A 21,797-nucleotide genomic window follows, 5' to 3' on the forward strand; every position below is an offset into this window, starting at 1 on the left:
TGAGCTCGATGATCATCGGTGATCAATACGCACGACGCGAATCGACTGCGCATGATGACGATGGTCTCGGCTTCTCCCAGGTGCTGACGCGGGTGCTCGCCCGGAGCTGCGAAGTTGCTCCGCATCACCTGGATGTCGACGTGCTCCGCGCCCTCTGGAAAGACGGGCGGGCCGAGCACTTCTTCGTATCGCGCGAGTTCGGGGGCGCCTCGCCGCGCTGCGAGACGCGAGCACTCGTCTGCCACGGAGCCGCACCAATGCCCCTTGCCGGAGAGGGTCCGAGCGAGGATATCCACCCGCCGGATTGCAGCAAAGTGCACCGACACGGTGCTGTCGGCGAAGAAGAACGCCTCGGCCTCGATGTCTCAGAGCGAGTGGCCGAGAAGTTGCGCCAGCTCATCCGGCTCAATGCCAGCCGTCCTCGCTCCGCGCCGTGATTCGATCTCATCCTCAGCCACACCGAGCATCCAAGCCAGTGATCCCGCATGCAGACGGCCCGAATCCACACCTTGCGAATGGGCCTCCAGAAGTTGGCCCGGGAATCTTCGCGTCGACGCCGCCTGCATGCGGTCCCCCATCTCATCAGAGAATAGGCTCTTGACTTTTGGGCGGTAATGGCGTTGAATCACTGCCTGCGTCGTCTGCTCGAGGAGGCTCGACACTACGGCCGAGGATTCAAGTCGCAGACCGCTCAATCGGAACCCGATGGCCTTCGTGGAGACCCCCACTCCCACAGCAGCTCAGCAAGTCCCTCCGCTTGAAGCGTCTGCCACTCGATAGATCTCATCTCTGTCTCGGGAAGCAGCAGCTCGGCCGCGAACCGATTGGCCGCCGACTCAGTACTCGCCGCCACCTGTTCAGGATCCGTCTGATCTCCGAGTATGAGATGCCCGAGTTCGTGCGCAAGCGACCAGTTCTGATAGAACCAGTTGGGGCTGGGCTGCAAGGCGATGCAACGGCGTCCGGCAACGATAAGGCTCAGCGCGGTATGCAAGCCCTCGAAGCGCAGAACATCGATCTCGAGTTCCCGCTCGATACGATCGGCGAAGTCGATGACGAAGCCCGAACCGAGAGCGGCACGCATTTCTTCCGGCGTGCGGACTCGCAAGGGGACGAGCTCTGCGGGCTCTGGGAACCCTTGCTGATAGACGAGTTCAATCGCCTCGCGCGCTTCAGCGCTCTTCTCGAGATCGACTCGCTTATGCAGACCCGTCTCGTGATCGTACTCATGACGAGCCGCGAGCAACGAGCGCCTCGGATCTTCCTTCCCCGTTGCGAGCCAGTACATCGAGATGCCGAAGACCTCAGATACCCGCGCGAGCTCGGACGCCGCGAATCCGCGTGAGCCATTCAACGCGCGCGAGAGCGTATCCGGGGTCATCTCAACCTGCGCTGCCACCGCCGCTTGAGTCAGTTGCGGTTGCGCAGCTCGGATGAGCCCTTTCACCCGATCACCAACCGAAGAAGTCATAGCTCCATGGCATGTGAAATCCATTGGGATAATCCCAACTCATGCACTTCTTGCAAATCTGTGCGCAACCGGTCGGCGCACCCTTATTGTGAGCGAAGAACCGGCCAATCTGCGCTACCCACTGGGTCGTGCTCGGGCACCCAAGGGCCGCGCCGGCGCCCCTGTCGCCCCCCCTTGCCCACTAGCCTGGAACGCATGCAGAATCGCCGCGCCATCACCCGCTGGGTGACCGCGCTCGTCGTCGTCTTCGCCATGCTCGGCTTCGGTTTCGGCAGCTGGCTCTCGCGGCTGCCCGCGGTTCGCGACCACCTCGGCGCCACGACGCTGCAGATGAGCGTCTACGGCTTCTGCCTCGCGGTCGGATCGGTCGTCGGCCTCATGCTCGCCGGGCGGATCATCTCGCGGCTCGGCCCGCGCCGCACCCTGCTGCTCGGGATCACGGCCCAGGCCGCCTTCATGCCGTCCGCCGCGCTGATTCTATGGATCGAGCAGCTGCCGCTCGGCCTCGCCCTGCTCTTCGGCTACGGCTTCGCCTTCAGCAGCTCGGATGTCGCCATGAACGTCAGCGGCGCCTCGGCCGAGCGCGCGCTCGGGCGTGCGAGGCTCCCCCTGCTGCACGCCGGCTTCAGCCTGGGCAGCGTGAGCGCCATGGGCCTCGGCGCCGCCGCCGAGGCGCTGCGGATCCCCGTTCCGCTGCACCTCGCGGCGGTGTTCCTGCTCATCATCGGCATCTCGCTGGCGGTGCTGCGCTGGATCCCGCACGACGATCGCATCGCTGAGCCCCTCACTGCGGCCGTCGCAGCCACCCCTGCGACGAAGACCGGTCCGATCGCGGTCCAGCCGCCGCAGCCGAGCGGGGCGCCCTCCCGCCGCCGCAGCCCCTGGACCGATCCGCGCATCCTGCTCGTCGGGTTCGTCGCCATGAGCATGTCGCTCGCCGAGGGCACCGCCGCCGACTGGCTGCCGCTCGCGCTCGTCGACGGGCGCGGCCTCTCCAACGAGCTCGGCGCCCTGATCCTCGGTGCCTTCTTCGTCTCCATGACCGTCACCCGCGTCGTCGGCTCCCCGATCCTGCACCGCTTCGGACGCGTCGCGGTGCTGCGCGGCGGGGCGCTGATCTGCGCGGCGGGCGTCGTCACGGTGATCCTCGCGCCGTATCCCTGGGCCATCGTGCTCGGCACGATCTGCTGGGGCGTGGGCTGCGCCCTCGGATTTCCCGTCGGCATCTCGGCGGCCGCCGACAACCCCGATACCGCCGTGCGCGATGTCGCCGCGGTCTCGGCCATCGCCTACACGGCGATGCTCCTCGGCCCGATGATCTTCGGCTTCCTCGGCGAGCGCATCGGGCTGCTGACCGCCTTCTGGCTGCTCGCCGCCGCGGCCCTTCTCGGCGGGCTGGCGGCGGGCGCCGCGCGCGAGCCGGGGCGGACCGGCGCAGCCCGAGGGTGAGCGGGTAAACTACCGCGAGTGCGAATCGTTGTTGCTGACTGCTCCGTCGACTATGCGGGCCGCCTCTCCGCGCATCTGCCGCGGGCCAGGCGGGTGCTCATGCTGAAGAACGACGGCAGCATCCTCGTGCACTCCGACGGCGGCTCGTACAAGCCGCTCAACTGGATGAGCCCGCCCTGCACGCTCGCCGCAGTCGAGCTCTCCGACGAGCAGGCGAAGGCGGGCATCGTCGAGGCCTGGCAGGTGACGCACAAGAAGACCGCCGACCGGCTGATCGTGTCGGTGTTCGAGATCTTCCACGACTCCTCGCACGATCTGGGCGTCGATCCCGGCCTCATCAAGGACGGCGTCGAGGCCCACCTGCAGGAGCTGCTCGCCGACCAGATCGAGCTCGTCGGCGCCGGGCACACCCTCGTGCGCCGCGAGTACATGACGGCGATCGGCCCGGTCGACATCCTGGCGCGCGACGCCTCGGGATCCTCCGTGGCGATCGAGATCAAGCGAAGAGGCGGGGTCGACGGGGTCGAGCAGTTGACGAGATACCTCGAGCTCATGAACCGCGACCCCGTGCTTGCCCCCGTGCGCGGCGTCTTCGCGGCGCAGGAGATCAAACCGCAGGCGCGCACGCTCGCCGAGGATCGCGGGATCCGCTGCCTCGTGCTCGACTACGACGCGATGCGCGGCATGGAGGATCGGAACACGCTGTTCTGAGCGCCGCCCCGTTTGCCCCGGAGGGGAACGGGGCGGCGCCGGAGGCTCCGCTACCGCGCCCCGAGCCCGGCGAGGATGATGTCGAGCCCCCGCTCGAACGAGGCGTCGAGGTCGGCGGGATCCGCCGGCGCCGCGGACCCGGGATCCACCAGCGCACCCAGCGCCGCCGCCTGCAGGTGCGTCTGCGTCGACTGCGCGTGGCCGAAGGTGTAGAGCAGCAGCGTGCGGGCGCCGTCGGCCCCGGCGAGCGCGGCGAGGCGGTCCTCCACCCGAGAGGCGCCGAGCCTGAACGCGGCGGCGGTCGCCACGACGTCGGCCCCGTCGCGCACCGCGAGCATAGCGCGGCGCAGTTCGATGCAGAGCGCACGCGCGTCCCCGGCCTCGGGGGCGCTTTCGCCGCCGATCCCGCCGACTCCCCCGACGATCTCGTCGGCCATCAGCGCGAGCAGCGTCTGCTTGTCGGGTACGTGGTGGTACAGCGCGCTCGGCTGGACGTCGAGCTCGGCGGCGACCCGCCGCATGGAGCATCCCTCGAGCCCCTGCGCGTCGAGCACCCGCAGCGCCCCGGCGACGACGTCGGCGAGGGTGTTGCGCATTCCCCCAGCTTAGCGCTAACCTGAACATCGTTCACCAGAACACCGTTCAGGTAGACGCGACGACCGCTCCGCGACAGGCGCGGGCGCCGCGAGCCGCCCCCACCCAGGAGACGCCCGTGACCCCGAGCTCGACAGCGGTACCCCCGCCCGGCCCCCGCGTGCTCGGCAGCACCGTCGACGCCCAGACCCGCTGCGCGCACTACCGCGGCGAGACCGACGTGATCGCCCTGAGGTTCAAGTGCTGCGGCGAGTTCTACCCCTGTTTCGAGTGCCACGAGGAATCGGCCGGGCACCCGATCGAGAGGTGGGGCGCCGACGACGCCGGGCGCCGCGCGGTGCTCTGCGGCGTCTGCAGAACCGAGCTGCGCATCGACGAGTACCTGCGCACCGACGCCTGCCCCTCCTGCGCCGCACGGTTCAACCCCGGCTGCAGCCTCCATCACGACATCTACTTCGACTTCACCACGGAGACACCATGACCGAACACGCGTCCACCGACATCGACTCCCAGCGCGGGAGATCGGCGCCGCGGCGCAGCCCCGCGACCGATCTCGCCCTCGTCGCGACGTTCGCGGCGCTCATCGCCGTGTCCGCGATCCTCCCCGCCGTCTCCGTCGGCCCCGTGCCCTTCACCCTGCAGACCTTCGCGGTCGTGCTCACCGGCGCCGTGCTCGGCGCGCGCCGCGGCTTCCTCGCCGCCCTGCTGTACCTCGCGATCGGCGCGATCGGCCTCCCCGTGTTCGCGGGGGGAAGCGCGGGTCTCGCCCCCTTCGCCGGTCCGACCGTCGGATATCTCGTCTCGTTCCCGTTCGCGGCTGCGACGGCGGGCCTCGTCGCGGCTCGGATCCCGCGCCGCAGCGGCGTGTCGACGGCGCTCCTCCTCTTCCTCGCGACCCTGGCCGGCGTGGCGGTCAACCACGCGCTCGGCATCGTCGGCCTCGCCTGGCGCGGCGGCATGTCGCTCGGCGAGGCGGCCGTCGTGGACGTCGTGTTCGTGCCCGGCGACGTCGTGAAGGCGCTGCTCGCCGCCCTCGTCGCGGCCGCGGTGCACCGCGCCTTCCCGGCGCTGCTGCTCCGCCGATCCAATGGCTCGGGTTCGTCCCGGTAGCCCGGAATCGAGGTGCGCCTTTCAGGCGCTTTGACAGATCCGAACCGCCTGAAAGGCGCACCTCGATTGCAGAACCCGAGCCGCACCCCGGCAAAACGCCCAGCATCCCCGAGGAGCCCCGCGTGATCGCACTCCGCAGCGCCGGCGTCGTCGCGCCCACGCCCGAGGGCGAGACGACGATCCTGCAGCCGACATCGCTCGAGCTGAGCGAGCACCGCATCTCGATCATCGGCGGCAACGGCTCCGGCAAATCGACGCTCGCGCGCCTCCTCAACGGGCTCCTCGAGCCGACGACGGGCGAGGTGCTGGTCCTCCGCCCGGAGGCGGGATCCGACGCCCTCGACACCCGTCGCGACGGTCCCGCCGTGCGGCGCGCCGTGGGTTTCGTCTTCACCGATCCCGCAGCCCAGCTCATCATGCCGACGGTGCTCGAGGACGTCGCGCTCTCCCTGCGGCGCAGCCATCGCGACAGGCGGGAGCGGAACGCCGCGGCTCTCGCCGCGCTCGAGCGCTTCGGGCTCGACCACCTCGCCGATCGCAGCGTGCACACCCTCTCGGGCGGGCAGAAGCAGCTGCTCGCGATCGCGACCGTGCTGGCGACGGGGCCTTCGATTCTCGTCGCCGACGAGCCTACGACCCTGCTCGACCTGCGCAACAGCCGCCTGGTCGGCGATCTGCTGATGTCGCTGCCGCAGCAGGTCGTCGTCGTGACGCACGACCTCGAACTCGCGGAGCGCGCCGACCGCACGATCGTCATCGCGTCCGGTCGCGTCGCCTTCGACGGCGACTCCCGCGAGGCCGTCGCCCACTACCGGGCGAGCGTCGCGTGAACGCCTGGTCGCCGCTCGGCGCCTACATTCCGGGACGCGGCCCGCTGCACCGGCTGCGCCCCGGCGCGAAGCTGCTCGGCCTCTTCGGCTTCGCGATCACCGCGATCGCTCAGCGCGGGGCGCTCGCCACCGCGCTCGGGCTCGCCGTCGCGCTCGCGCTCGCCGTCATCGCGGGACTCCGCGGGCGCCACCTCCTGCGCGTCGCCAGAGGCTTCGCGTTCATCGCGATCCCGCTGTTCGCGTTCCAGTGGTGGCAGCGCGGCTGGGAGCGCGGCTTCGAGGTCGTCGGCGACCTCCTCGCATTGATCCTCGCGGCGAGCGCCGTGACCGCGAGCACCGCTGTCGCCGACATGCTCGACACGGTGGCCCGGGCGCTCCGGCCGCTGCGTCCGCTGAGGGTGGATCCGGATCGCGCCGCGCTCGCGTTCTCCCTCGTGATCACCGCGATCCCGAACATCCTCGGCATCGCCCGCGAGACCCGCGCCGCGGCGAAGGCGCGCGGGCTCGAGCGAAGCCCGCGGGCGCTCGTCGTCCCCCTCGTGCTGCGCACGGTCGCCCACGCGCAGTTGACGGGCGAGGCGCTCGCGGCGCGCGGTATCGGCGAGGAGTGAGCGGTCGGAGCGCCCTTGCCCTCTTCCCCGCCCCGCAGGCCGTAGGCTGGGGGCATGGTTCGAGACGACGCGCCGGGGGCGCCGGACATTCCCGACGAGGTGCACGCCGACTACGCGAACGATGGGGCGCGCGCGGCGCTGGAGTCCCTGCAGCGAACGCCCGACTACGAGCATCTCGCCGCGTTTCTGACGTCGCTGCGCGAGGGATACCTCGTGGTCGACGTCTCGGGCGCCCCGCCGAAGAAGAAGGGCCACCGCGTGCGCACGATCCGCTCGACGAAGGGCCAGCTCGTGCTGCCGCTCTTCACGTCGATGGACGAGCTGCGCGCCGTCGTGCCGGCCGAGCGGCGCGACCAGCTGAGGGGCGCCGTGATGCCGGCGCGCGAGGCGCTCGCGCTGATCGGCTCCGACCGCTTCGTGGCGGCCGAGTTCGACAAGGCCTCGGCCTCGCTCGTGGTGCTGCGCAAGTACGTGTCGCTCGCGGCCGGCGACGAGCCGATCACGGGCGACGGGCTCGAGGCGATGCGCTAGACGGCGGGCGGCTGAGTCCGGCACGGCGGAGAAGACCCCGCCTCCGTTCCGAGCCGGCTCAGCGGGTCTCTCCGTTGAACGTCCACTGCTCCCGCGGCACGCCCTCCACCGTGACCCACGTGTCGGGTCGCTTGCCGCCCGGCGCGGTGCAGTGCTCGGCGACGACCTCGTCGATGGCGACGGCGAGGCGTTTCGCCAGCTCGGGATCCTCCCGCAGTCGATGCTCGAACAGTTTGACGTTGACCAGCGGCATCGGAACCTCCTACGACCAGACCCGCTCGAGGAGGGCGTTCCGCTCGGCGCGCGCGGCGAGCGCCTCCTCCATCGTGACGGGTACGAAGCGCACCTTGGAGCCGGGCGCGAGGCGCGCGACCAGGTCCATGTCGGCGCTGATCACCGTTCCCGCCTGCGCGTAGCCGCCCCCCGATACCGCGTCGCGGTGCAGGATGATGGGCTGGGTGCCGCCCGGGATCTGGATCGAACCGACGGCGTACCCGGCGTCGACGATGTTCGACGGGTCCTGCCCCGCGCCGAAGGGCTGCTCGCCCTCCTTCCAGGGGGCGCCCGGCCCGTCGAGGCGCAAGCCCATACGGTCCGCGACCGGCGTCAGCGTCCACTCGGCCTCGACGAGGTTGCTGCGCCCCTCGTCGGTGAGCTTGTGATCGTAGAGGCCGAGCATGATGCGCACGGAGACCTCGCGCTCGTACTCGGGGATGAGATCCTCGGGCAGGGAGTCGAGCTGCGGAAGCGCCCCTGAAGGCGTTCCGACGGGCAGTACGTCGCCGGCCTGGATCGCGCGGCCATTGACCCCGCCCAGCCTCCCGATCGGGTAGGTCGAGCGGGATCCGAGCGCGACGGGGACGTCGATGCCGCCCGCGACCGCGATGTAGAATCTCGCGCCGCCGCGCAGCGGCCCGAAGGAGAGCTCGTCGCCCGCGCGCAGCTCGAGCCGGGCGTTCTGCGCGGCCGGCTCCCCGTTCACGAGCACCTCGACCGGAGCGCCCGTCACCGCGACCACGGCGTCGCTGTCGGTCTTCAGCCCGGGCCCGAGGTAGGTGCACTCGAGCACCGCCTCATCGGGGGTGTTCCCGACCAGGCGGTTGCCGAGCGCCGCGCTGTACTGGTCCATGGCCCCGCCCTGCGGGATCCCGACGTTGTAGTAGCCGAAGCGCCCGCGATCCTGCACGGTCGTGGCGAGTCCGGGGGTGAGAATCTCAAGCGACATCGAGGGCCTCCAGGAGTGTGCGGTTGCAGGCTTCGGGGTCGGCGAGCGCGTCGGCCAGGACGAAGGTCACCGGGGCCTGCCTGTACGTGTAGGTGCCGGCCTCGACCTCGGCCTGGACCGCACGGTACTCGGCCTCGTCGACGGGACGGTACTTGACGATGTCCCCGGTGCGGAAGAACACCTGGAAGTCCGCGAAGTCGCCGAGGCGCTGCTCGGGGTCGTAGATCGGCGCCGGGGCGACGCCGAGCATCTGGTAGCCGCCCGCCCCGCGCACGGAGTAGTGCGCGGTGAAGCAGCCTCCGATGCCGACGGTCAGGGCCGGCGTATCCGTCCGAGGGCTCAGATACTTGGGCACGACGAGCTGGTGCTCGCGGGGGGTCAGCTGGAAGAGGAAGGGAAGCCCCGCCACGAAGCCGACCATCGAGACGAGCCAGGGCGTCTCGCTGTGGCGGCGGATGAACTCCTCGGCGTCGGCGAGCCCGTTCACCTCGGCGGCGTAGTCGAGGTCGGTGCCCTCGGGCCGCTGGTGGTACCCCTCGCGGAACCGTGCGCCGGTCTCGCGGGTGTACGGGTCGTCGTACCAGACGGGCACCTCGATGATGCGCGTCTGCAGCTCCTGCACCGTGGCCGCGCGCACCTCCTGCTCGAGATCGCGGACGACGCGCTCGAGCGTCCGGTAGTCGAGGCGATCCGGATCGAAGCGCACGAGCAGCGACGCGTTGGCGGGACAGATGTCGACGATGCCGTCGAGGCCGCGGGCCTGCAGACCCTCGGCGATGGAGTTGGAGACGAAGTTCGCCTCGAGGGACATCTCGTCCGAGATCTCGACGAGCAGGAACTCGTCGCCTCCCCAGGTGTAACGAGCGTGTTCGGGCAGTGTCATGGGTTCACTCCTAGCAGGCCGGGAACGGACTCGATGTAGGTCGTGTGGTGCTGGGCCGAGCGGAAGTCGTCGAGGGCTATCAGACGGCGCATGAGGGGCACCGTCGTCTTCACCCCTTCGATCCGGCTCTCGCCGAGGGCGCGCACCGCGCGTGCGATCGCGCGATCGCGATCCGGCGCCCAGACGATGAGCTTGCCGAGCAGCGAATCGTAGAACGGCATCACCGTCTTGCCCGCCGTGAAGCCGAAGTCGGAGCGTATGCCGGGGCCGCCGGAGCACTCGAGGAGCTCGATCACGCCGGGGCTCGGCATGAAATTGTTGTCGGGGTCCTCCGCGTTGATGCGGAACTCGAAGGCGTGCCCGTCGAAGCGGATGTCCTCCTGCGCGAAGCCGAGCTTCTCCCCGGCCGCGACGCGGAGCTGCTCGCGCACGAGATCGATGCCGGTGATGGCCTCGCTGATGGGGTGCTCCACCTGGAGGCGGGTGTTCATCTCGATGAACGCCACCTCTCGGCGATCGGGATCGTAGAGAAACTCGACGGTGCCGGCTCCGATGTATCCCACCTGCCGGGCGAGCTCGACCGAGCTGTCCCGCATGCGCTGCCGCACCTCGTCGGGCAGGCCCGGCGCAGGAGCCTCCTCGATGACCTTCTGCTGACGGCGCTGCATCGAGCAGTCGCGGTCCCCGAGGTGCACCCAGCTCTCGCCGTCTCCCAGCACCTGCACCTCGACGTGGCGCGCACGCGTCACGAAGCGCTCGAAGTACACTTCGCTCGAGTTGAAGGCTGCGAGAGCCTCTGCCTGCGCGACCTCGACGGTGCTGCGGACCTCCTCGCGGGAGCCGATGAGGCGGATGCCGCGGCCTCCCCCGCCGGCGGACGCCTTCACCAGGAGCGGGTAGCCGATCTCGTCCGCGATCGCCTCGATATCGACGGAGGTGTCGAGCGCGCCGGCGGTACCGGCGAGCGTCGGCACACCGGCGTCGATCGCGGCCTGCCGGGCGCGCGACTTGTCCCCCATCAGTTCGATCGCATCGGGGTTCGGGCCGACCCAGGTGATGCCGGCCTGCTGCACCTTCCGGGCGAACTCCGCGTTCTCCGAGAGGAATCCGTAGCCCGGGTGGATCGCATCGGCGCCCGTGTCGACGGCGGCCTGCAGCACGGCCTCGTGGTTGAGGTAACTCAGGTTCGCCGGGGCGGGACCGATGACCGCCGTCTCGTCGGCGAGATCGGCGGCGCTCGACGCCCGATCGGCCTCGCTCACCACCGCGACGGCTTCGATGCCCATCTCATGCGCCGCGCGGATGATGCGGACGGCGATCTCGCCTCGATTGGCGATGAGTAGCTTCTTCACGGTTGCCTCATTCATCAAGTGTCTGCGCGACGCCGCTAGTCGATGGTCGCGATCACGTCGCCGGGGCCGACCATCCCCAGGTCATCGATCTGGAACGCGGTGAGTACGCCGGCCGCTTCGGAGCGCACTTCGGTGAACTGCTTCATGATCTCGATGAGGCCGATCGTCTGACCCTCCTCGACGGTGTCGCCGACCTCGACGAAGGGGTCCTTGTCCGGGCCCGGACGACGGTAGAAGATGCCGGGAAGCGGTGCGGTGATCTGCGAACTCATGGGTGTGTTTCTCTTTTCCTTGGGGTGGGGCGCCGTGCTCGGGCGGGGCGCACCGCGCGGCGAGGTTCGTCGCCTATCGACGGCGGAGTGGAGACCTAGCCTCCGAGGACCTTGCGCACGGCCGTGGCTACCTCGACGGCGTTCGGGGTGTCCGAGTGCACGCAGACGCTCGAGAAGGAGATCGAGAGCTCGGTGCCGTCGTTCGCGAGGACCACGCCTTCGTCGAGAACGCGCTGTACCCGCTCGGCCGCCGCGGCGGGATCGGTGGCGTGCGGTTGACGGAGGATGATGAGCCCGCCCTCCGCGTTGTAGTCGAGATCGACGTAGAGCTCACCGACGAACTCCACGCCCTCCCGCTCCGCCACGCGCTGGTGCGCCGAGCCCGCGATGCCGAAGACGGGCACGCCGAAGTCCTTCGCCACGCGCACAGCTCCGGCCATGAGCTGCTCGTCGCGCGCGAGCATGCCGTAGAGGGAGCCGTGCGGCTTGATGTGATTGAGCGGCATTCCGTGCTTGGTCAGGAAGCCGGCGAGCGCGCCCACCTGATAGCGGACGATGCTCTCGACCTCCTCGGGGGTGAGCTTCATCTCTCGGCGCCCGAAGCCGGTCAGGTCGGGAAGACCGGGATGCGCGCCGACGCGCACCCCGTGCTCCTTGGCGAGTGCGACCGTCTCGTCCATGACGCTCGGGTCTCCCGCGTGGAACCCGCAGGCCGCGTTGGCGACGTCGATGATGGTCATCAGCGCGGGGTCGTTGCCGAAGCGGTGCAGTCCGAAGCCCTCGCCCATATCGGAGTTCAGAGTCAGATTCTCACGGCTTTGTGCATCCATGCACCCAAGCTACGTCGCCCGCGCGCAAATCGTTACTGTGCATATGCAAGAATTATTGAGCTTTGATCATGCACAACGTAGAACGGCGGCCGCATGCGCGTAGCTGATCTTCTCACCGAGCCCTCGCTGCAGCTCCGCCTCGAGACCCCCTCGGGAACGGACCGACTGAGCTGGGAGGTGAGCAGATGCGCACCCACCGAGCACCTCGACCCCACACCCTTCCTCGACACGAATGTGCTGCTGCTCACCTCTGGCATCGGCATGAACTTCACCGAGCAGAGCATCTGGGACGCGTACGTCGAACGGCTCACCCGCGTGCCCGTCGCGGCGCTCGCCTTCGCCGTCGGCGCGGCGTACGACACCCTGCCGAAGGGGCTCGTCTCCGCCTGCACCCGCTACGACGTCCCGCTGTTCGAGGTGCCGACCACGGTGCCGCTGCTGAAGATCGGGCAGCACGTCGACAGCGTGCTGCAGGCGGAGCGCATCGAGCTCATCGACCGCGGCTGGTCGCTCGCGGACGAGTGCGCCCGCCTCGCCAGCCAGGGCGCGGAGATCACCACGCTCCTCGCCGCCATCTACGCGGCGCTCGAGCTCCCCATCGCCGTCTACGACGCCTTCGACGCCCTGATCGCGCAGTACCCGGAGGCGGTCACCTGGCGCACCGGGGCCGGTCGGGCCTCCCAGCCGGACGCCCTCACCGTGTCGCTGCCGATGGGGCTGCGCAACCCGTGCCAGCTCGCGGTGCAGCGCTACGGCTCGACCGCCGAGATCGAGTCTCTGCTCGCTCCCGTCACCTCGATCCTCGCCCTGCAGCTGAACCGCTCGGTGGTCGTCGATGCGAGCAGCCAGCGCGACATGCTGCGGTTCGTGAACCGCTGCGTCGGGTGGTCGGAGTTCACCCGCAGCGACGTCGCCGACGCCTTCCAGGAGCTGGGCCTCAGCCGCCGCGCCGAGACGGCGTTGCTCGTGGCCGACATGACGGGCGAGCACTCCGCTGCGGCGTGGCAGGTGCGCGTCGCGCTGCACAACGCGTTCCACGACGTGCGCGTGGCCGAGCTGGACGAGCACATGATCGCCCTCGCCCAGTTCCCGCGCGACGACTTCTCCACGGTTGCGGGCCGCATCCTGCAGATGGAGCCGGCCGTCCCTCTCGTGCTCAGGCAGCCGTCGCGCACGGTCGACGAGCTGCGCATCGCCCTCGTGCACGCGCTCGACCTCGTGCGGCACATCGACAAGCCCTGCTCCGCCCCGATCCTCGGCCTGAGCGCCGTCGTCGCGGCGGCCGCCGGACGCGGTGCGCGCGAGTCGGCCGAGCGGTTCCTCGCCCCCCTCATCCTGCACGACGAGCAGCGCGCGACCGAGCTGCTGCCGACGTTGCGCACCTGGCTGCGCAACGACGCCCACCTCGCCCGCACCTGCGAGGAGCTCTACATCCACCGCAATTCGCTCAGCTATCGGCTGCGCCGCATCGAGGACATCATCGGCATCTCCCTCGACACCCTCGACGGCCGCGCCACCTGCCTCATGGCCCTGCGGCTCGTCGACCTCGAGCCCTACTGAGATCGGGCCGCGGGATCGGCGGGCGAGCCCGACGGATCCCGCGGCCCGAGCCCGGACGGCAGCGCCGTCGACCGGTCAGCCGACGACCCTGATGAGGCCGGTGCGGCTCGACGGATTGGCCTTCCACAGGGCGGCGTACACCGCCGCGGAGAGCGCCACGGTCAGGATGGGGCCCCAGGTGGCGCCGATGCCCGCGAGATCCGCGTTGAAGCTGCCGAGCTGCAGGAACACCAGACCGACCACGGTGCCGATGATCCAGGCGATCAGGCCGTTCGAGTTGAACGCCCGGTAGTGCTGATCACCGATGGCCGCGTGCTCCTGGTGCTTGCCGCGCGATACGAGGATGTGCGTGAGCGCGATCGCCACCCAGGCCGTCACCAGCACGCCCTGCCAGGCGAGGGCCAGCAGCAGGTACCGCACGATCGGCAGGAGCATCAGCAGGTAGATGATGATCGAGGAGATCAGGATCCAGACGATGTTCGGCATCCGGATGCGCAGCCGCTCGCCGAACGCCCGGAGGTTCGCCGCGCCCAGGTAGTAGTTCGCCGTGTTGATGCGCGTCTGCGACACCCAGATCACGAGCAGGCCGAGGATGCCCATCATGGAGACCAGACCGCCGGCCAGCCCCGTCTCGGAGACCTCCACGCCGGGGATCGTGAACGTGAGGAATACGCCGACGAACGCCGCGAAGCCGTAGGCGAGCGTGTAGAACACACAGCCGAAGGTGACGTTCTGATGGAACTTGATGTCCTGGCGCTTGCCGAGGGCGGCGTAGTCCATCGTGAACATCATCATGATCCAGATGCCCATGTAGCCGGCGAACACGGCGAGCCAGCCGGGACCGCCCATCGCGAACGGCACCGGCCCCACGTCCTGGGTGATCCACGTATCGCTGAAGCCGTACTGCACGCCGGCCCAGATCACCGCCGCGACGAGGCCGAAGAAGTAGATCGGCATCAGCCAGCCGTTCAGCTTGTCGAGGAAGCGCCGCGCACCGCCGAGGATCAGCGGCGTGGAGTAGATCACGACGATCAGGCTCCACATCCACATCTCGCCGCCGAACATCTCCATGAAGGCGTAGGCGATGATGGAGCCCTCGAACACGGCGTAGTAGATGGCGACGAGCGCGAAGATGATCGTGGCGATCGTCGACCCCGCGGTGCCGAGGATGGTGCGCGAGAACTGGGCGACGGTGGTGCGGTTGTTCAGCGCGTACTTCGAGAGCACGGCGTTGATGAGGCCGTAGGCGATGATCGTCAGGACGATCCCGATGATGGCGTTGACGGTGCCGTAGGCCGAGGCCATCGCGGCGCCGATGTAGACGAAGAAGAAGGCGCTCGCGACGCCGTAGAAGGCCATCGCGAGCGAGCCGCGCTTCATCTGGTCTTCGTCGTCGCCCTCGCGGGCGAGGGCGTCGGTGGCTTCGACGTCGTCGTTAGTCCCTGTCAGATTGATGTTCACGGTGGATACCTCCATTGGTATACGGGCGGGGAAGGGGTGGCGGATTGCAGGCGGTGAACTCCTAGCGCGCCCTCAATTGTGTGGGGACGGTCAGCCCATAACTATTGGGCTGAAGCCAGTAACCGATATTGATTTTTCAGGCTTTTGCACAAGATGAGCTGCGGAACCGGGAAGACCGTGAGCCGAGCACCGCCTCTCCGGCCCGCCCCGTCAGTCCGACCAGTGGGCTGCGGAACGGCGGAGCATCTGCGCGCGATGCTGCCGGGTGGTCTCCTCGAAGAGCTCGCCCGTGCCCCAGTCGAGGATGACGCCGTAACGGCGAATCACATCGAGCAGGCCGATCTCGCCGGCTCGGTACTTCGCCGCGATCTCCTCCGGCCCCACCTCGAGCCACCCGGCCCGGTGCTCGCGGATCCAAGCCCGCTTCTCGGCGGTGGCCTCGCGGTCGATCTCGTACCGATCCAGCGCGGGATCGACGGGAGTGATCACCACCCCGTAGTCCTCCGCCGCCCGCTCGGGCGAGACGTACTGATCGATCACGTCTTCCAGCACCTCCTCCGGCGGACGCTCGAGCGGGTCCCCGAACCCGCCGCCGCCCGCCGAAGGGCGGTAGAAGGCGTCGCCCGGCTGCACGGGCACCGAGGAGAAGATCGAACCCAGGAACCGCTCGTTCTCGGTGCCCCGATTGAGCCACACCCCGTGCGGAATCGACGGCAGGCCGCCCTCGATTCCCCAGGTGATCGAGCGAGCGCGATCGCAGCAGTAGCTCATGACCGTGGCATCGGCGTCGGTGATGGTGCCGCCCTTCTCGATGCCGCAGCCGCCGCGGAACCGGCCGGGCCCGCCGGAGTCGGTGCCGATCCGGTGCATCGAGGTGATGACCGGCGAGAGCCGCTCCTGGCCCTCGCAGGGCTGCACCGCGAGGCCCGCGCCGAACACGGGCGCGGTGGCGCTCGACCCGTCCTTGTTCGCCCGGCCGCCCCAGCCGCCGGCCATCCAGTCGTACCACATGAAGTAGGGCTTGCTCTCGATGCGGGCGTCACGGCCTCCGACGAGCAGGTACTCCAGGTTGAAGGCGCAGGCCATCGCCCGTTCCGGCATGATCTTCGACCAGAGCTCGAAGATCCCGTTCATGAGCTTCTCGTACGGGCCCGACACCGTGCCCGTGACCGCGTACGGCCACCCCGCGTTCACCACAGTCCCCTCGGGTCCGATGTCTGCGGTGACCGCCGCGTAGAAGCCGGAGTTCAGGGGCACATCGGGGAAGAACGTCTTCGTCCCGGCGTAGATCGCGGAGAACGTCGTGCCGTACCCCGAATTGAGGAACGTCTTGACGACCGGGCCTCCCTTGACGTCGTAGTGGATGCCCTGCCCGTCGAGCGTCATCGTGATCTCCACGGGAACGAGCCCCTCTCCGGCGCCAGGGTCGAGGTCGAGATAGTCGACGGTCGACCAGCTGCCGCGCGGATACCCCTCGAGCCGGCGGCGCACGGTGCGCTCGACGTAGTCCTGCGTCTCCTGCATCGCGAGCACGACGGTCTCCGTGCCGTAGCGATCGACGAGGCGCAGCACCTCCCGCTCGCACACCGCGGTCGCCTCCGACTGGGCGTGGAGATCCCCCATCGCCTGGTCCGGCGCGCGCGTGTTCGAGACCAGCAGCTGGGCGACGTCGTGCAGATACACGCCCCTCGACCAGATGCGCACCGGCGTGATGCGCAGTCCCTCGGAGAAGTGCTCGGAGGCCGACACGTCGAACGAGCCGGGAACATTGCCGCCGATGTCGGCCCAGTGCCCCTTGTTCTGCGCGAAGGCGATGATCCTGCCCTCGGAGAAGACGGGGCGCACGAAGGAGACGTCGTTGAGGTGGGTGCCGCCGCGGTACGGGTCGTTGATCGCGAAGACGTCACCGGGGTGGATGTCGTCGCCGAACTCCTCGAGCACGGCCTTGCACTGGAAGTGGAGCGTGCCGACGTGCACGGCGATGTCGCCCGACCCCTGCATCACCGTGTTGCCGCGGGCGTCGCACAGCGCCGACGAGAAGTCGCGGGAGTAGATGACGAAGGAGTAGCAGGTGCGGAGGATCTGCTCGCTCATCAGGTCGACGCTCGTGGCGAAGGCGTTCTTCAGCACCTCGAACGTCACCGGGTCGAGCGTGGTCTCGCGGACCAGGGTTGCGGACGGAGAAGCGTTCTCGCTCATCAGTTGACCTCCTCCAGATGGATGCGGATGTTGAACCACTCGTCGATCTCGGCGCGGGCGCCCGGCGGAACGACGGTGGTGGAATCGAGCTGGGTGATGATGACGGGCCCCTCGAAGCGCGTGCCCGCGGCGAGCGCGACCCGCTCGTAGACCGGGGTGTCGATCCACTCGTGCCCAAAGTATGCGGCCCGTCGCTCGACCGGATCGCCGGGCCCCTGCGGCACCGGCTGCGCCGGCCGGAAGGACGGCTTCGGGGTCTTGCCGATCGCGGTGAGGTGCAGCTGGTACACCTCGACCGGGGCGTCGTCCTGTCGGAAGTTGAACTCCCGTTCGTACTGCTCGTGGAAGGTGCGCACCGCCTGCTGCAGCGCCCCGCGGCCGCGACCCATGGGCACCTGGAGCGAACGCCACTGGCCGGAGTAGCGCATCGAGATCTTGCGCTGCAGGACCGCGTCCTCGTCGGAGACGCCCTCGTGCCGCAGCCGCGCGGAGGCCTCGGTCTCGAGCGCGACGAAGGCCTCCTCGATCCCCTCCTCATCGGCGGCGGAGGCGAGGCCGGTGCGCATCTGCGCCAGGTCGTGCTGGATGTCGACGAGCAGGCACCCCATGGCCGAGGTGACGCCGGGGCTCGGCGGAACGACGACCGTGGGGATCCCGAGCTCTCTGGCGACATCGGCGCCGTGGAGCGCCCCCGCACCGCCGAAGGCGAGCAGCGCGAAGTCTCGCGGATCGTAGCCGCGGCGGATCGAGACGAGGCGCACCGCGTCGGCCATGTTCGCGTTGGCCACCGAGACGATGGCCTGCGCGGCCTCCTCGAGGCCCATGCCGAGAGGCTCCGCGATCACCCTGCGGATCGCCTCCTCGGCGAGTCTCCGGTCCAGCTGCTTCATGCCGCCCGCGAGCGAGGTTCCGAGCCTTCCCAGAACGAGGTTGGCATCGGTGTTGGTCGGCTGGTCGCCGCCGGTGCCGTAGCAGGCCGGGCCGGGATCCGCGCCCGCGGACTGGGGGCCGTTGCGGAGCGACCCGGCGATGTCGATGTGGGCCAGGGATCCGCCGCCGGCGCCGATCGTGAGCACCTCGATGGACGGGAAGATGATGGGGTGGCCGTACTCCACCTGCCACTCCTGCGCGACGCGCAGCTCGCCGTCGGCGACGAGGGAGATGTCGGTGGAGGTGCCGCCCATGTCGAGGCTCACCGCGTTGTCGTAGCCGCACTGCTGGGCGATGTGCTTCGCGGAGATCGCGCCGGCGGCGATGCCGGAGGCGGCGAGGCGCACGGGGAACTTCTCCACCAGCCGCGGCGTCATCGATCCGCCGCCCGAGTGGAGGAGGAGCAGGTCGCCCCGGTAGCCTCCCTGCTTGAGCTGCGCGGCGAGCCGGTTGACGTAGCCCGACACGAGCGGCGCGAGCACCGCGTTCGCGACCGCGGTGTTGAAGCGGGGGTACTCGAAGATCTCGGGCAGGATCTCGGCCGAGGTCGAGACCGTGGCGTCCGGGATCATCTCCTCGAGGATCTCCCGCATGCGGGTCTCGTGGTCCGGGTTGGCGTAGGAGTTGAGGAAGCAGACCGCGATCGTCTTCACCCCGCGCCGCTTCAGCAGCTCGGCGAGCTCCCGCGCCTCGGCCTCGTCGAGCGGGGTGACGGTCTTGCCCAGGTAGTCGACGCGCTCGGTCACCTCGAAGCGGTCGCGTCGACGGATATAGGGGGCGGAGACGTCCTTGTAGGCGTCCCAGAGGTCGTCCTTCGTGCCGTCCCGGATCTCCAGAACGTCTCGGAAGCCCCTGGTCGTGACGAGGGCCGCGGCCGGGAAGTTCCGGGTGATGAGCGCGTTGGTGGCGACGGTGGTGCCGTGCGAGAACAGGCTGACATCGCCGAGGTCGATCTCGCCCCGCTCCACGCCGTTCATCACGGCGACCATCGGATCGTGCGGCGTCGACGGCACCTTCGTCACTCGCATCTGCTGGGTGTCGTCCTCGAAGATGCACACGTCGGTGAAGGTTCCGCCGACGTCCACGGCGACACGGACACTGCTCATGACTTCCTCCTGAAAGTTCCTCGTCGAGTTCCGGGATGCCTTCAACGATGGATCGATCGGGCGCGGCGGTCACTGGAGAATGCGAAGCTTTCCCGCATCCCAGTTGTGAAAACTCCAAGAAATGCGCGATGATTCTGCCGAGAAACATCCCCTTCGCACAATTCCGGGAGAATCGACGATGACCCCCGACGTGAACACCCAGGCCGAAGTCGAGCGCTTGCGCACGACTCTCGAGATCACCAACACCCTGCTCGCGGCCGTCTCCTCGCCCGATCCCGTGCACGCTCTCGTCTCCCGCATCGGGACCGTCTGCCGCGGCGCCGCCGTCATCTACGACTTCGAGGGATCCGTCATCGCGAGCACCGGCGAGGCGCCGACCCAGCTCATCTGGAACGAGATCGCCGCCACCAACCGCGGCGAGCTCGACATCCGGATCGGGCGGTGGCGCGTCGTCACCCGGAGGGTCGCCCTGCGCGACGGGATCCACGTCATCGCCGCGGCGAGCCGGGGAGGCGAGCGGCTCGAGCGCATCGGCGAGCTCCTGCTCGACACCTCGGAGCGGCTGCTCGGCGCCCTCCACGGCATCCAGTACGGGGCGACGCTGCGCGATCGGCGCGACAACGAACAGCTCATCGCGACGCTCCACGACGGCATACTCCCCTCGAGGGAGCACCGGTTCTGGACCCGGATCGCCCAGTTCGGCTTCCCCGCCTACGCGCCGGTGCGAGCGCTGGAGCTCGTTCCGCTCGGCGAGGCCTCGGCCGGCGAGGCCCACGTCGCGCACCTCGTGGGCAGAGCGCGATCCGACGACGTCCCGCTGCTGATCATGCTCCATCGGGCGGACGCCGACTCGCCCGCCGTCATCGCGGCCCTGGTCCCCGACTCGGCCGCCAGCGGGCGGTGGATCGACGCGATGTCGGAGCGCTACCTCGTGGGAGCCTCGGGAACGTTCACCGCGCTGGCGCAGACTCCGGACGGCGCGCGCGAAGCCGAGACCGCCCTCGGGATCGGCCGGCAGTGGGCCCGTGCGACCGAGCACCCCGAGCGGCTCGGACCGATCCGGATCGACCGGATAGACCTCTCCACCTGGCTGCTCTCCCATGTCGACCCCCGGCAGCTGCAGGAGCGCATCGCCCGCACCCTCGACCCGATCGGCTCGCCGCTGCTGCGCGAGACGCTCATCGCCTTCCTCGCGGCCGAGCAGAATGTCGCCCGCACGGCCGAGGCGCTCTTCGTGCACCCGAACACCATCCGGTACCGGCTGAGCCGGATCGAGGAGGCGATCGGCATGCCCGTCGCCTCGGCGATGGCGATGTCGAACTTCGTGCTCGCCCTCTACCCGGCGCTCGTCGGCGTCGCGGCGAAGCACCGGCGGCTCGACCTGCACGACCCGATGCCGTAGCGGAGCCCCGCGCCCGGCGAGCATCCCCGGAACCTGGCTATGCTGTGAGTGCACGGCGCCGGGGCCGGGAATCCGACGCCGGGAAGGAGGAGGATCGTGAGCACCGGATCGCACGGAGACGTCCAGCTCGAGAACGAGCACTTCCGCGTCACGCGGTGGACCATCGAGCCGGGCGGCGCGATCCCGATGCACCGCCACGAGCACGAGTACGTCGTGGTGCCCCTCGTCACCGACACTATGCACGTGACGAACGCCGACGGCAGCGAGGCCGTAGCCGAGCTCACCGCCGGCCGGAGCTACACGCGCCCCGCGGGCTCGGAGCACCGGGTGGAGAATCGAGCCTCAACGGCTCCCATCGTCTTCGTCGAGGTGGAGCGGCTCTCGTGAGCGCGGGGGCAGCCGCGGGCCGGGGCGAGGCGTCGGTCAGGTTCGTCGCCGAGGCCGACCGCGACGCGTGGGCCGCCCTGTACCGCGGATACCGCGACTTCTACGGCAAGCCGCACGACCCCGCGGTGTACGAGACCGTGTGGGGCTGGCTCATGGACCCCGCGCACGAGAGCCGCTGCCTGGTCGCCGAGGTCGACGGCGCGGTAGTCGGGATCGGGCACTTCCGGCGTTTCGCGCGCCCCATCGACGGCGGGTACGGGCTGTATCTCGACGACCTCTTCACCGCGCCCGAGGCGCGCGGAACCGGAGCGGCGTCCGCGATCCTGCGCCGCCTCGGCGGCATCGCGCGCGATGAGGGCGCCGCGCTCGTGCGCTGGATCACCGCCGAGAGCAACGCCGCCGCGCGCAGCCTCTACGACCGCGTCGCCGCGCAGACCGCCTGGGTCACCTACGACCTCCCGCCGTCGGAGTAGCCGCGCTCAGGCGCGCAGCCGCTCGGTTCCGCCCGTGGTCGCGACGCGCCCGTGCACGACCGGGCGGCCGTCGCGATCCACCGACACGAACACGATGCGCTCGAGGGTGAGCACCTCCTGCCCGGTGACCGCGTTCTCGACGCGGCACGCGAGCGTGATCGAGGTGCGCCCGAACCCGACGACCCGGTACTCGAGCTCGAGCAGGTCGCCGCGGTCGGCGCGCGACGAGAAGTCGATCGCGGACATGTGCCGCGTCACCACGTCGACGGTACCGAGCTGCGCCACCGCGACGATCGCCGCCTCCTCGTCGACCCACTGCAGCAGGCGCCCGCCGAAGAGCGCCCCGTGCTGGTTGAGATCCTCCGGTTTGACCCACTTGCGCACGATGTGCCGGTACTCGCTCATGCCCT

General features: G+C 69.5%; 24 protein-coding genes. 12 read left to right on the forward strand and 12 right to left on the reverse strand.

Translation table 11 applies throughout. The features are described from left to right. Positions 1 to 8 precede the first annotated feature (8 nt). Entirely contained in the window at positions 9 to 437 is a 429-nt protein-coding gene (locus D1J51_RS17860; protein WP_162903675.1) for a hypothetical protein, read from the forward strand. A 254-nt stretch (positions 438 to 691) separates the two neighbouring features. Here the strand turns inward: D1J51_RS17860 and D1J51_RS05665 are convergent, their stop codons facing one another. Next, a complete protein-coding gene (locus D1J51_RS05665) occupies positions 692 to 1,471 on the reverse strand; it encodes a helix-turn-helix domain-containing protein (RefSeq protein WP_162903676.1) in 780 nt (259 codons plus the stop codon). 195 nt (positions 1,472 to 1,666) lie between these two features. Here D1J51_RS05665 and D1J51_RS05670 point away from each other — a divergent pair, with 195 nt between their 5' ends. Then, complete coding sequence (locus D1J51_RS05670) at positions 1,667 to 2,920, forward strand: MFS transporter (protein WP_240422960.1); 1,254 nt, start codon at positions 1,667 to 1,669, stop codon at positions 2,918 to 2,920. 18 nt (positions 2,921 to 2,938) lie between these two features. After that, the gene (gene nucS / locus D1J51_RS05675; RefSeq protein ID WP_119074213.1) at positions 2,939 to 3,631 is read left to right on the forward strand and encodes an endonuclease NucS; all 693 of its coding nucleotides are present in this window, start codon (positions 2,939 to 2,941) and stop codon (positions 3,629 to 3,631) included. 50 nt (positions 3,632 to 3,681) lie between these two features. Here nucS and D1J51_RS05680 read toward each other — a convergent pair whose 3' ends face one another. After that, positions 3,682 to 4,227, reverse strand: a complete 546-nt coding sequence (locus D1J51_RS05680) for a TetR/AcrR family transcriptional regulator (RefSeq protein ID WP_119074214.1) — start codon at positions 4,225 to 4,227, stop codon at positions 3,682 to 3,684. A 116-nt stretch (positions 4,228 to 4,343) separates the two neighbouring features. On the opposite strand from D1J51_RS05680, the gene D1J51_RS05685 reads away from it, so the two are divergent. From D1J51_RS05685 to D1J51_RS05705, 5 genes are all read left to right on the forward strand, one after another. Then, complete coding sequence (locus tag D1J51_RS05685) at positions 4,344 to 4,706, forward strand: CHY zinc finger protein (RefSeq protein ID WP_119074215.1); 363 nt, start codon at positions 4,344 to 4,346, stop codon at positions 4,704 to 4,706. Next, the gene (locus D1J51_RS05690) at positions 4,703 to 5,335 is read left to right on the forward strand and encodes a biotin transporter BioY (RefSeq protein ID WP_119074216.1); all 633 of its coding nucleotides are present in this window, start codon (positions 4,703 to 4,705) and stop codon (positions 5,333 to 5,335) included. Before D1J51_RS05685 ends, D1J51_RS05690 begins: the two co-directional genes overlap by 4 nt. A 122-nt stretch (positions 5,336 to 5,457) precedes the next feature. Continuing rightward, on the forward strand, positions 5,458 to 6,165 hold the full coding sequence (locus D1J51_RS05695; protein ID WP_119074217.1) for an energy-coupling factor ABC transporter ATP-binding protein: 708 nt from the start codon (positions 5,458 to 5,460) through the stop codon (positions 6,163 to 6,165). Then, entirely contained in the window at positions 6,162 to 6,776 is a 615-nt protein-coding gene (locus tag D1J51_RS05700; protein WP_119074218.1) for a CbiQ family ECF transporter T component, read from the forward strand. Before D1J51_RS05695 ends, D1J51_RS05700 begins: the two co-directional genes overlap by 4 nt. A 54-nt stretch (positions 6,777 to 6,830) precedes the next feature. Next, entirely contained in the window at positions 6,831 to 7,307 is a 477-nt protein-coding gene (locus D1J51_RS05705; RefSeq protein ID WP_119074219.1) for an SseB family protein, read from the forward strand. A gap of 58 nt (positions 7,308 to 7,365) precedes the next feature. Here the strand turns inward: D1J51_RS05705 and D1J51_RS05710 are convergent, their stop codons facing one another. From D1J51_RS05710 to pxpA, 6 genes are all read right to left on the reverse strand, one after another. Continuing rightward, on the reverse strand, positions 7,366 to 7,560 hold the full coding sequence (locus tag D1J51_RS05710) for a tautomerase family protein (protein WP_119074220.1): 195 nt from the start codon (positions 7,558 to 7,560) through the stop codon (positions 7,366 to 7,368). A 9-nt stretch (positions 7,561 to 7,569) separates the two neighbouring features. Beyond that, positions 7,570 to 8,532 (reverse strand): 5-oxoprolinase subunit C family protein, encoded by a 963-nt coding sequence (locus D1J51_RS05715; protein ID WP_119074221.1) that lies wholly within the window; start codon positions 8,530 to 8,532, stop codon positions 7,570 to 7,572. Beyond that, a complete protein-coding gene (locus tag D1J51_RS05720) occupies positions 8,522 to 9,415 on the reverse strand; it encodes a 5-oxoprolinase subunit B family protein (protein WP_119074222.1) in 894 nt (297 codons plus the stop codon). The genes D1J51_RS05715 and D1J51_RS05720 overlap by 11 nt, the downstream gene beginning before the upstream one ends. Next, complete coding sequence (locus D1J51_RS05725) at positions 9,412 to 10,767, reverse strand: acetyl-CoA carboxylase biotin carboxylase subunit (RefSeq protein ID WP_119074223.1); 1,356 nt, start codon at positions 10,765 to 10,767, stop codon at positions 9,412 to 9,414. The genes D1J51_RS05720 and D1J51_RS05725 overlap by 4 nt, the downstream gene beginning before the upstream one ends. A 35-nt stretch (positions 10,768 to 10,802) precedes the next feature. Then, on the reverse strand, positions 10,803 to 11,039 hold the full coding sequence (locus tag D1J51_RS05730; protein WP_119074224.1) for an acetyl-CoA carboxylase: 237 nt from the start codon (positions 11,037 to 11,039) through the stop codon (positions 10,803 to 10,805). A gap of 95 nt (positions 11,040 to 11,134) precedes the next feature. After that, the gene (pxpA, locus tag D1J51_RS05735) at positions 11,135 to 11,869 is read right to left on the reverse strand and encodes a 5-oxoprolinase subunit PxpA (protein ID WP_119074225.1); all 735 of its coding nucleotides are present in this window, start codon (positions 11,867 to 11,869) and stop codon (positions 11,135 to 11,137) included. A gap of 93 nt (positions 11,870 to 11,962) precedes the next feature. Between pxpA and D1J51_RS05740 the strand changes: the two genes are divergently transcribed. Beyond that, the gene (locus D1J51_RS05740; protein ID WP_119074226.1) at positions 11,963 to 13,429 is read left to right on the forward strand and encodes a helix-turn-helix domain-containing protein; all 1,467 of its coding nucleotides are present in this window, start codon (positions 11,963 to 11,965) and stop codon (positions 13,427 to 13,429) included. A gap of 75 nt (positions 13,430 to 13,504) precedes the next feature. Here the strand turns inward: D1J51_RS05740 and D1J51_RS05745 are convergent, their stop codons facing one another. The 3 genes from D1J51_RS05745 to D1J51_RS05755 form a co-directional block, all read right to left on the reverse strand. Next, positions 13,505 to 14,890, reverse strand: coding sequence for a purine-cytosine permease family protein (locus tag D1J51_RS05745; RefSeq protein WP_119074227.1), 1,386 nt, complete (start codon positions 14,888 to 14,890; stop codon positions 13,505 to 13,507). A gap of 210 nt (positions 14,891 to 15,100) precedes the next feature. Next, the gene (locus tag D1J51_RS05750; RefSeq protein WP_119074228.1) at positions 15,101 to 17,089 is read right to left on the reverse strand and encodes a hydantoinase B/oxoprolinase family protein; all 1,989 of its coding nucleotides are present in this window, start codon (positions 17,087 to 17,089) and stop codon (positions 15,101 to 15,103) included. Further along, entirely contained in the window at positions 17,089 to 19,125 is a 2,037-nt protein-coding gene (locus tag D1J51_RS05755; RefSeq protein ID WP_119074229.1) for a hydantoinase/oxoprolinase family protein, read from the reverse strand. Before D1J51_RS05755 ends, D1J51_RS05750 begins: the two co-directional genes overlap by 1 nt. Positions 19,126 to 19,303: 178 nt before the next feature. Between D1J51_RS05755 and D1J51_RS05760 the strand changes: the two genes are divergently transcribed. From D1J51_RS05760 to D1J51_RS05770, 3 genes are all read left to right on the forward strand, one after another. Continuing rightward, positions 19,304 to 20,527 carry a PucR family transcriptional regulator gene (locus D1J51_RS05760; protein WP_119074230.1) on the forward strand — a complete coding sequence of 408 codons (1,224 nt, stop codon included), beginning with the start codon at positions 19,304 to 19,306 and terminating at the stop codon, positions 20,525 to 20,527. A 96-nt stretch (positions 20,528 to 20,623) separates the two neighbouring features. After that, on the forward strand, positions 20,624 to 20,914 hold the full coding sequence (locus tag D1J51_RS05765; protein ID WP_119074231.1) for a cupin domain-containing protein: 291 nt from the start codon (positions 20,624 to 20,626) through the stop codon (positions 20,912 to 20,914). Next, positions 20,911 to 21,387 carry a GNAT family N-acetyltransferase gene (locus D1J51_RS05770; protein WP_119074232.1) on the forward strand — a complete coding sequence of 159 codons (477 nt, stop codon included), beginning with the start codon at positions 20,911 to 20,913 and terminating at the stop codon, positions 21,385 to 21,387. The genes D1J51_RS05765 and D1J51_RS05770 overlap by 4 nt, the downstream gene beginning before the upstream one ends. A gap of 6 nt (positions 21,388 to 21,393) precedes the next feature. Here D1J51_RS05770 and D1J51_RS05775 read toward each other — a convergent pair whose 3' ends face one another. Beyond that, on the reverse strand, positions 21,394 to 21,792 hold the full coding sequence (locus D1J51_RS05775; RefSeq protein WP_119074233.1) for an acyl-CoA thioesterase: 399 nt from the start codon (positions 21,790 to 21,792) through the stop codon (positions 21,394 to 21,396). Positions 21,793 to 21,797 lie beyond the last annotated feature (5 nt).

The organism is Leucobacter sp. wl10, from assembly GCF_003569785.1.
GTDB lineage: Bacteria > Actinomycetota > Actinomycetes > Actinomycetales > Microbacteriaceae > Leucobacter.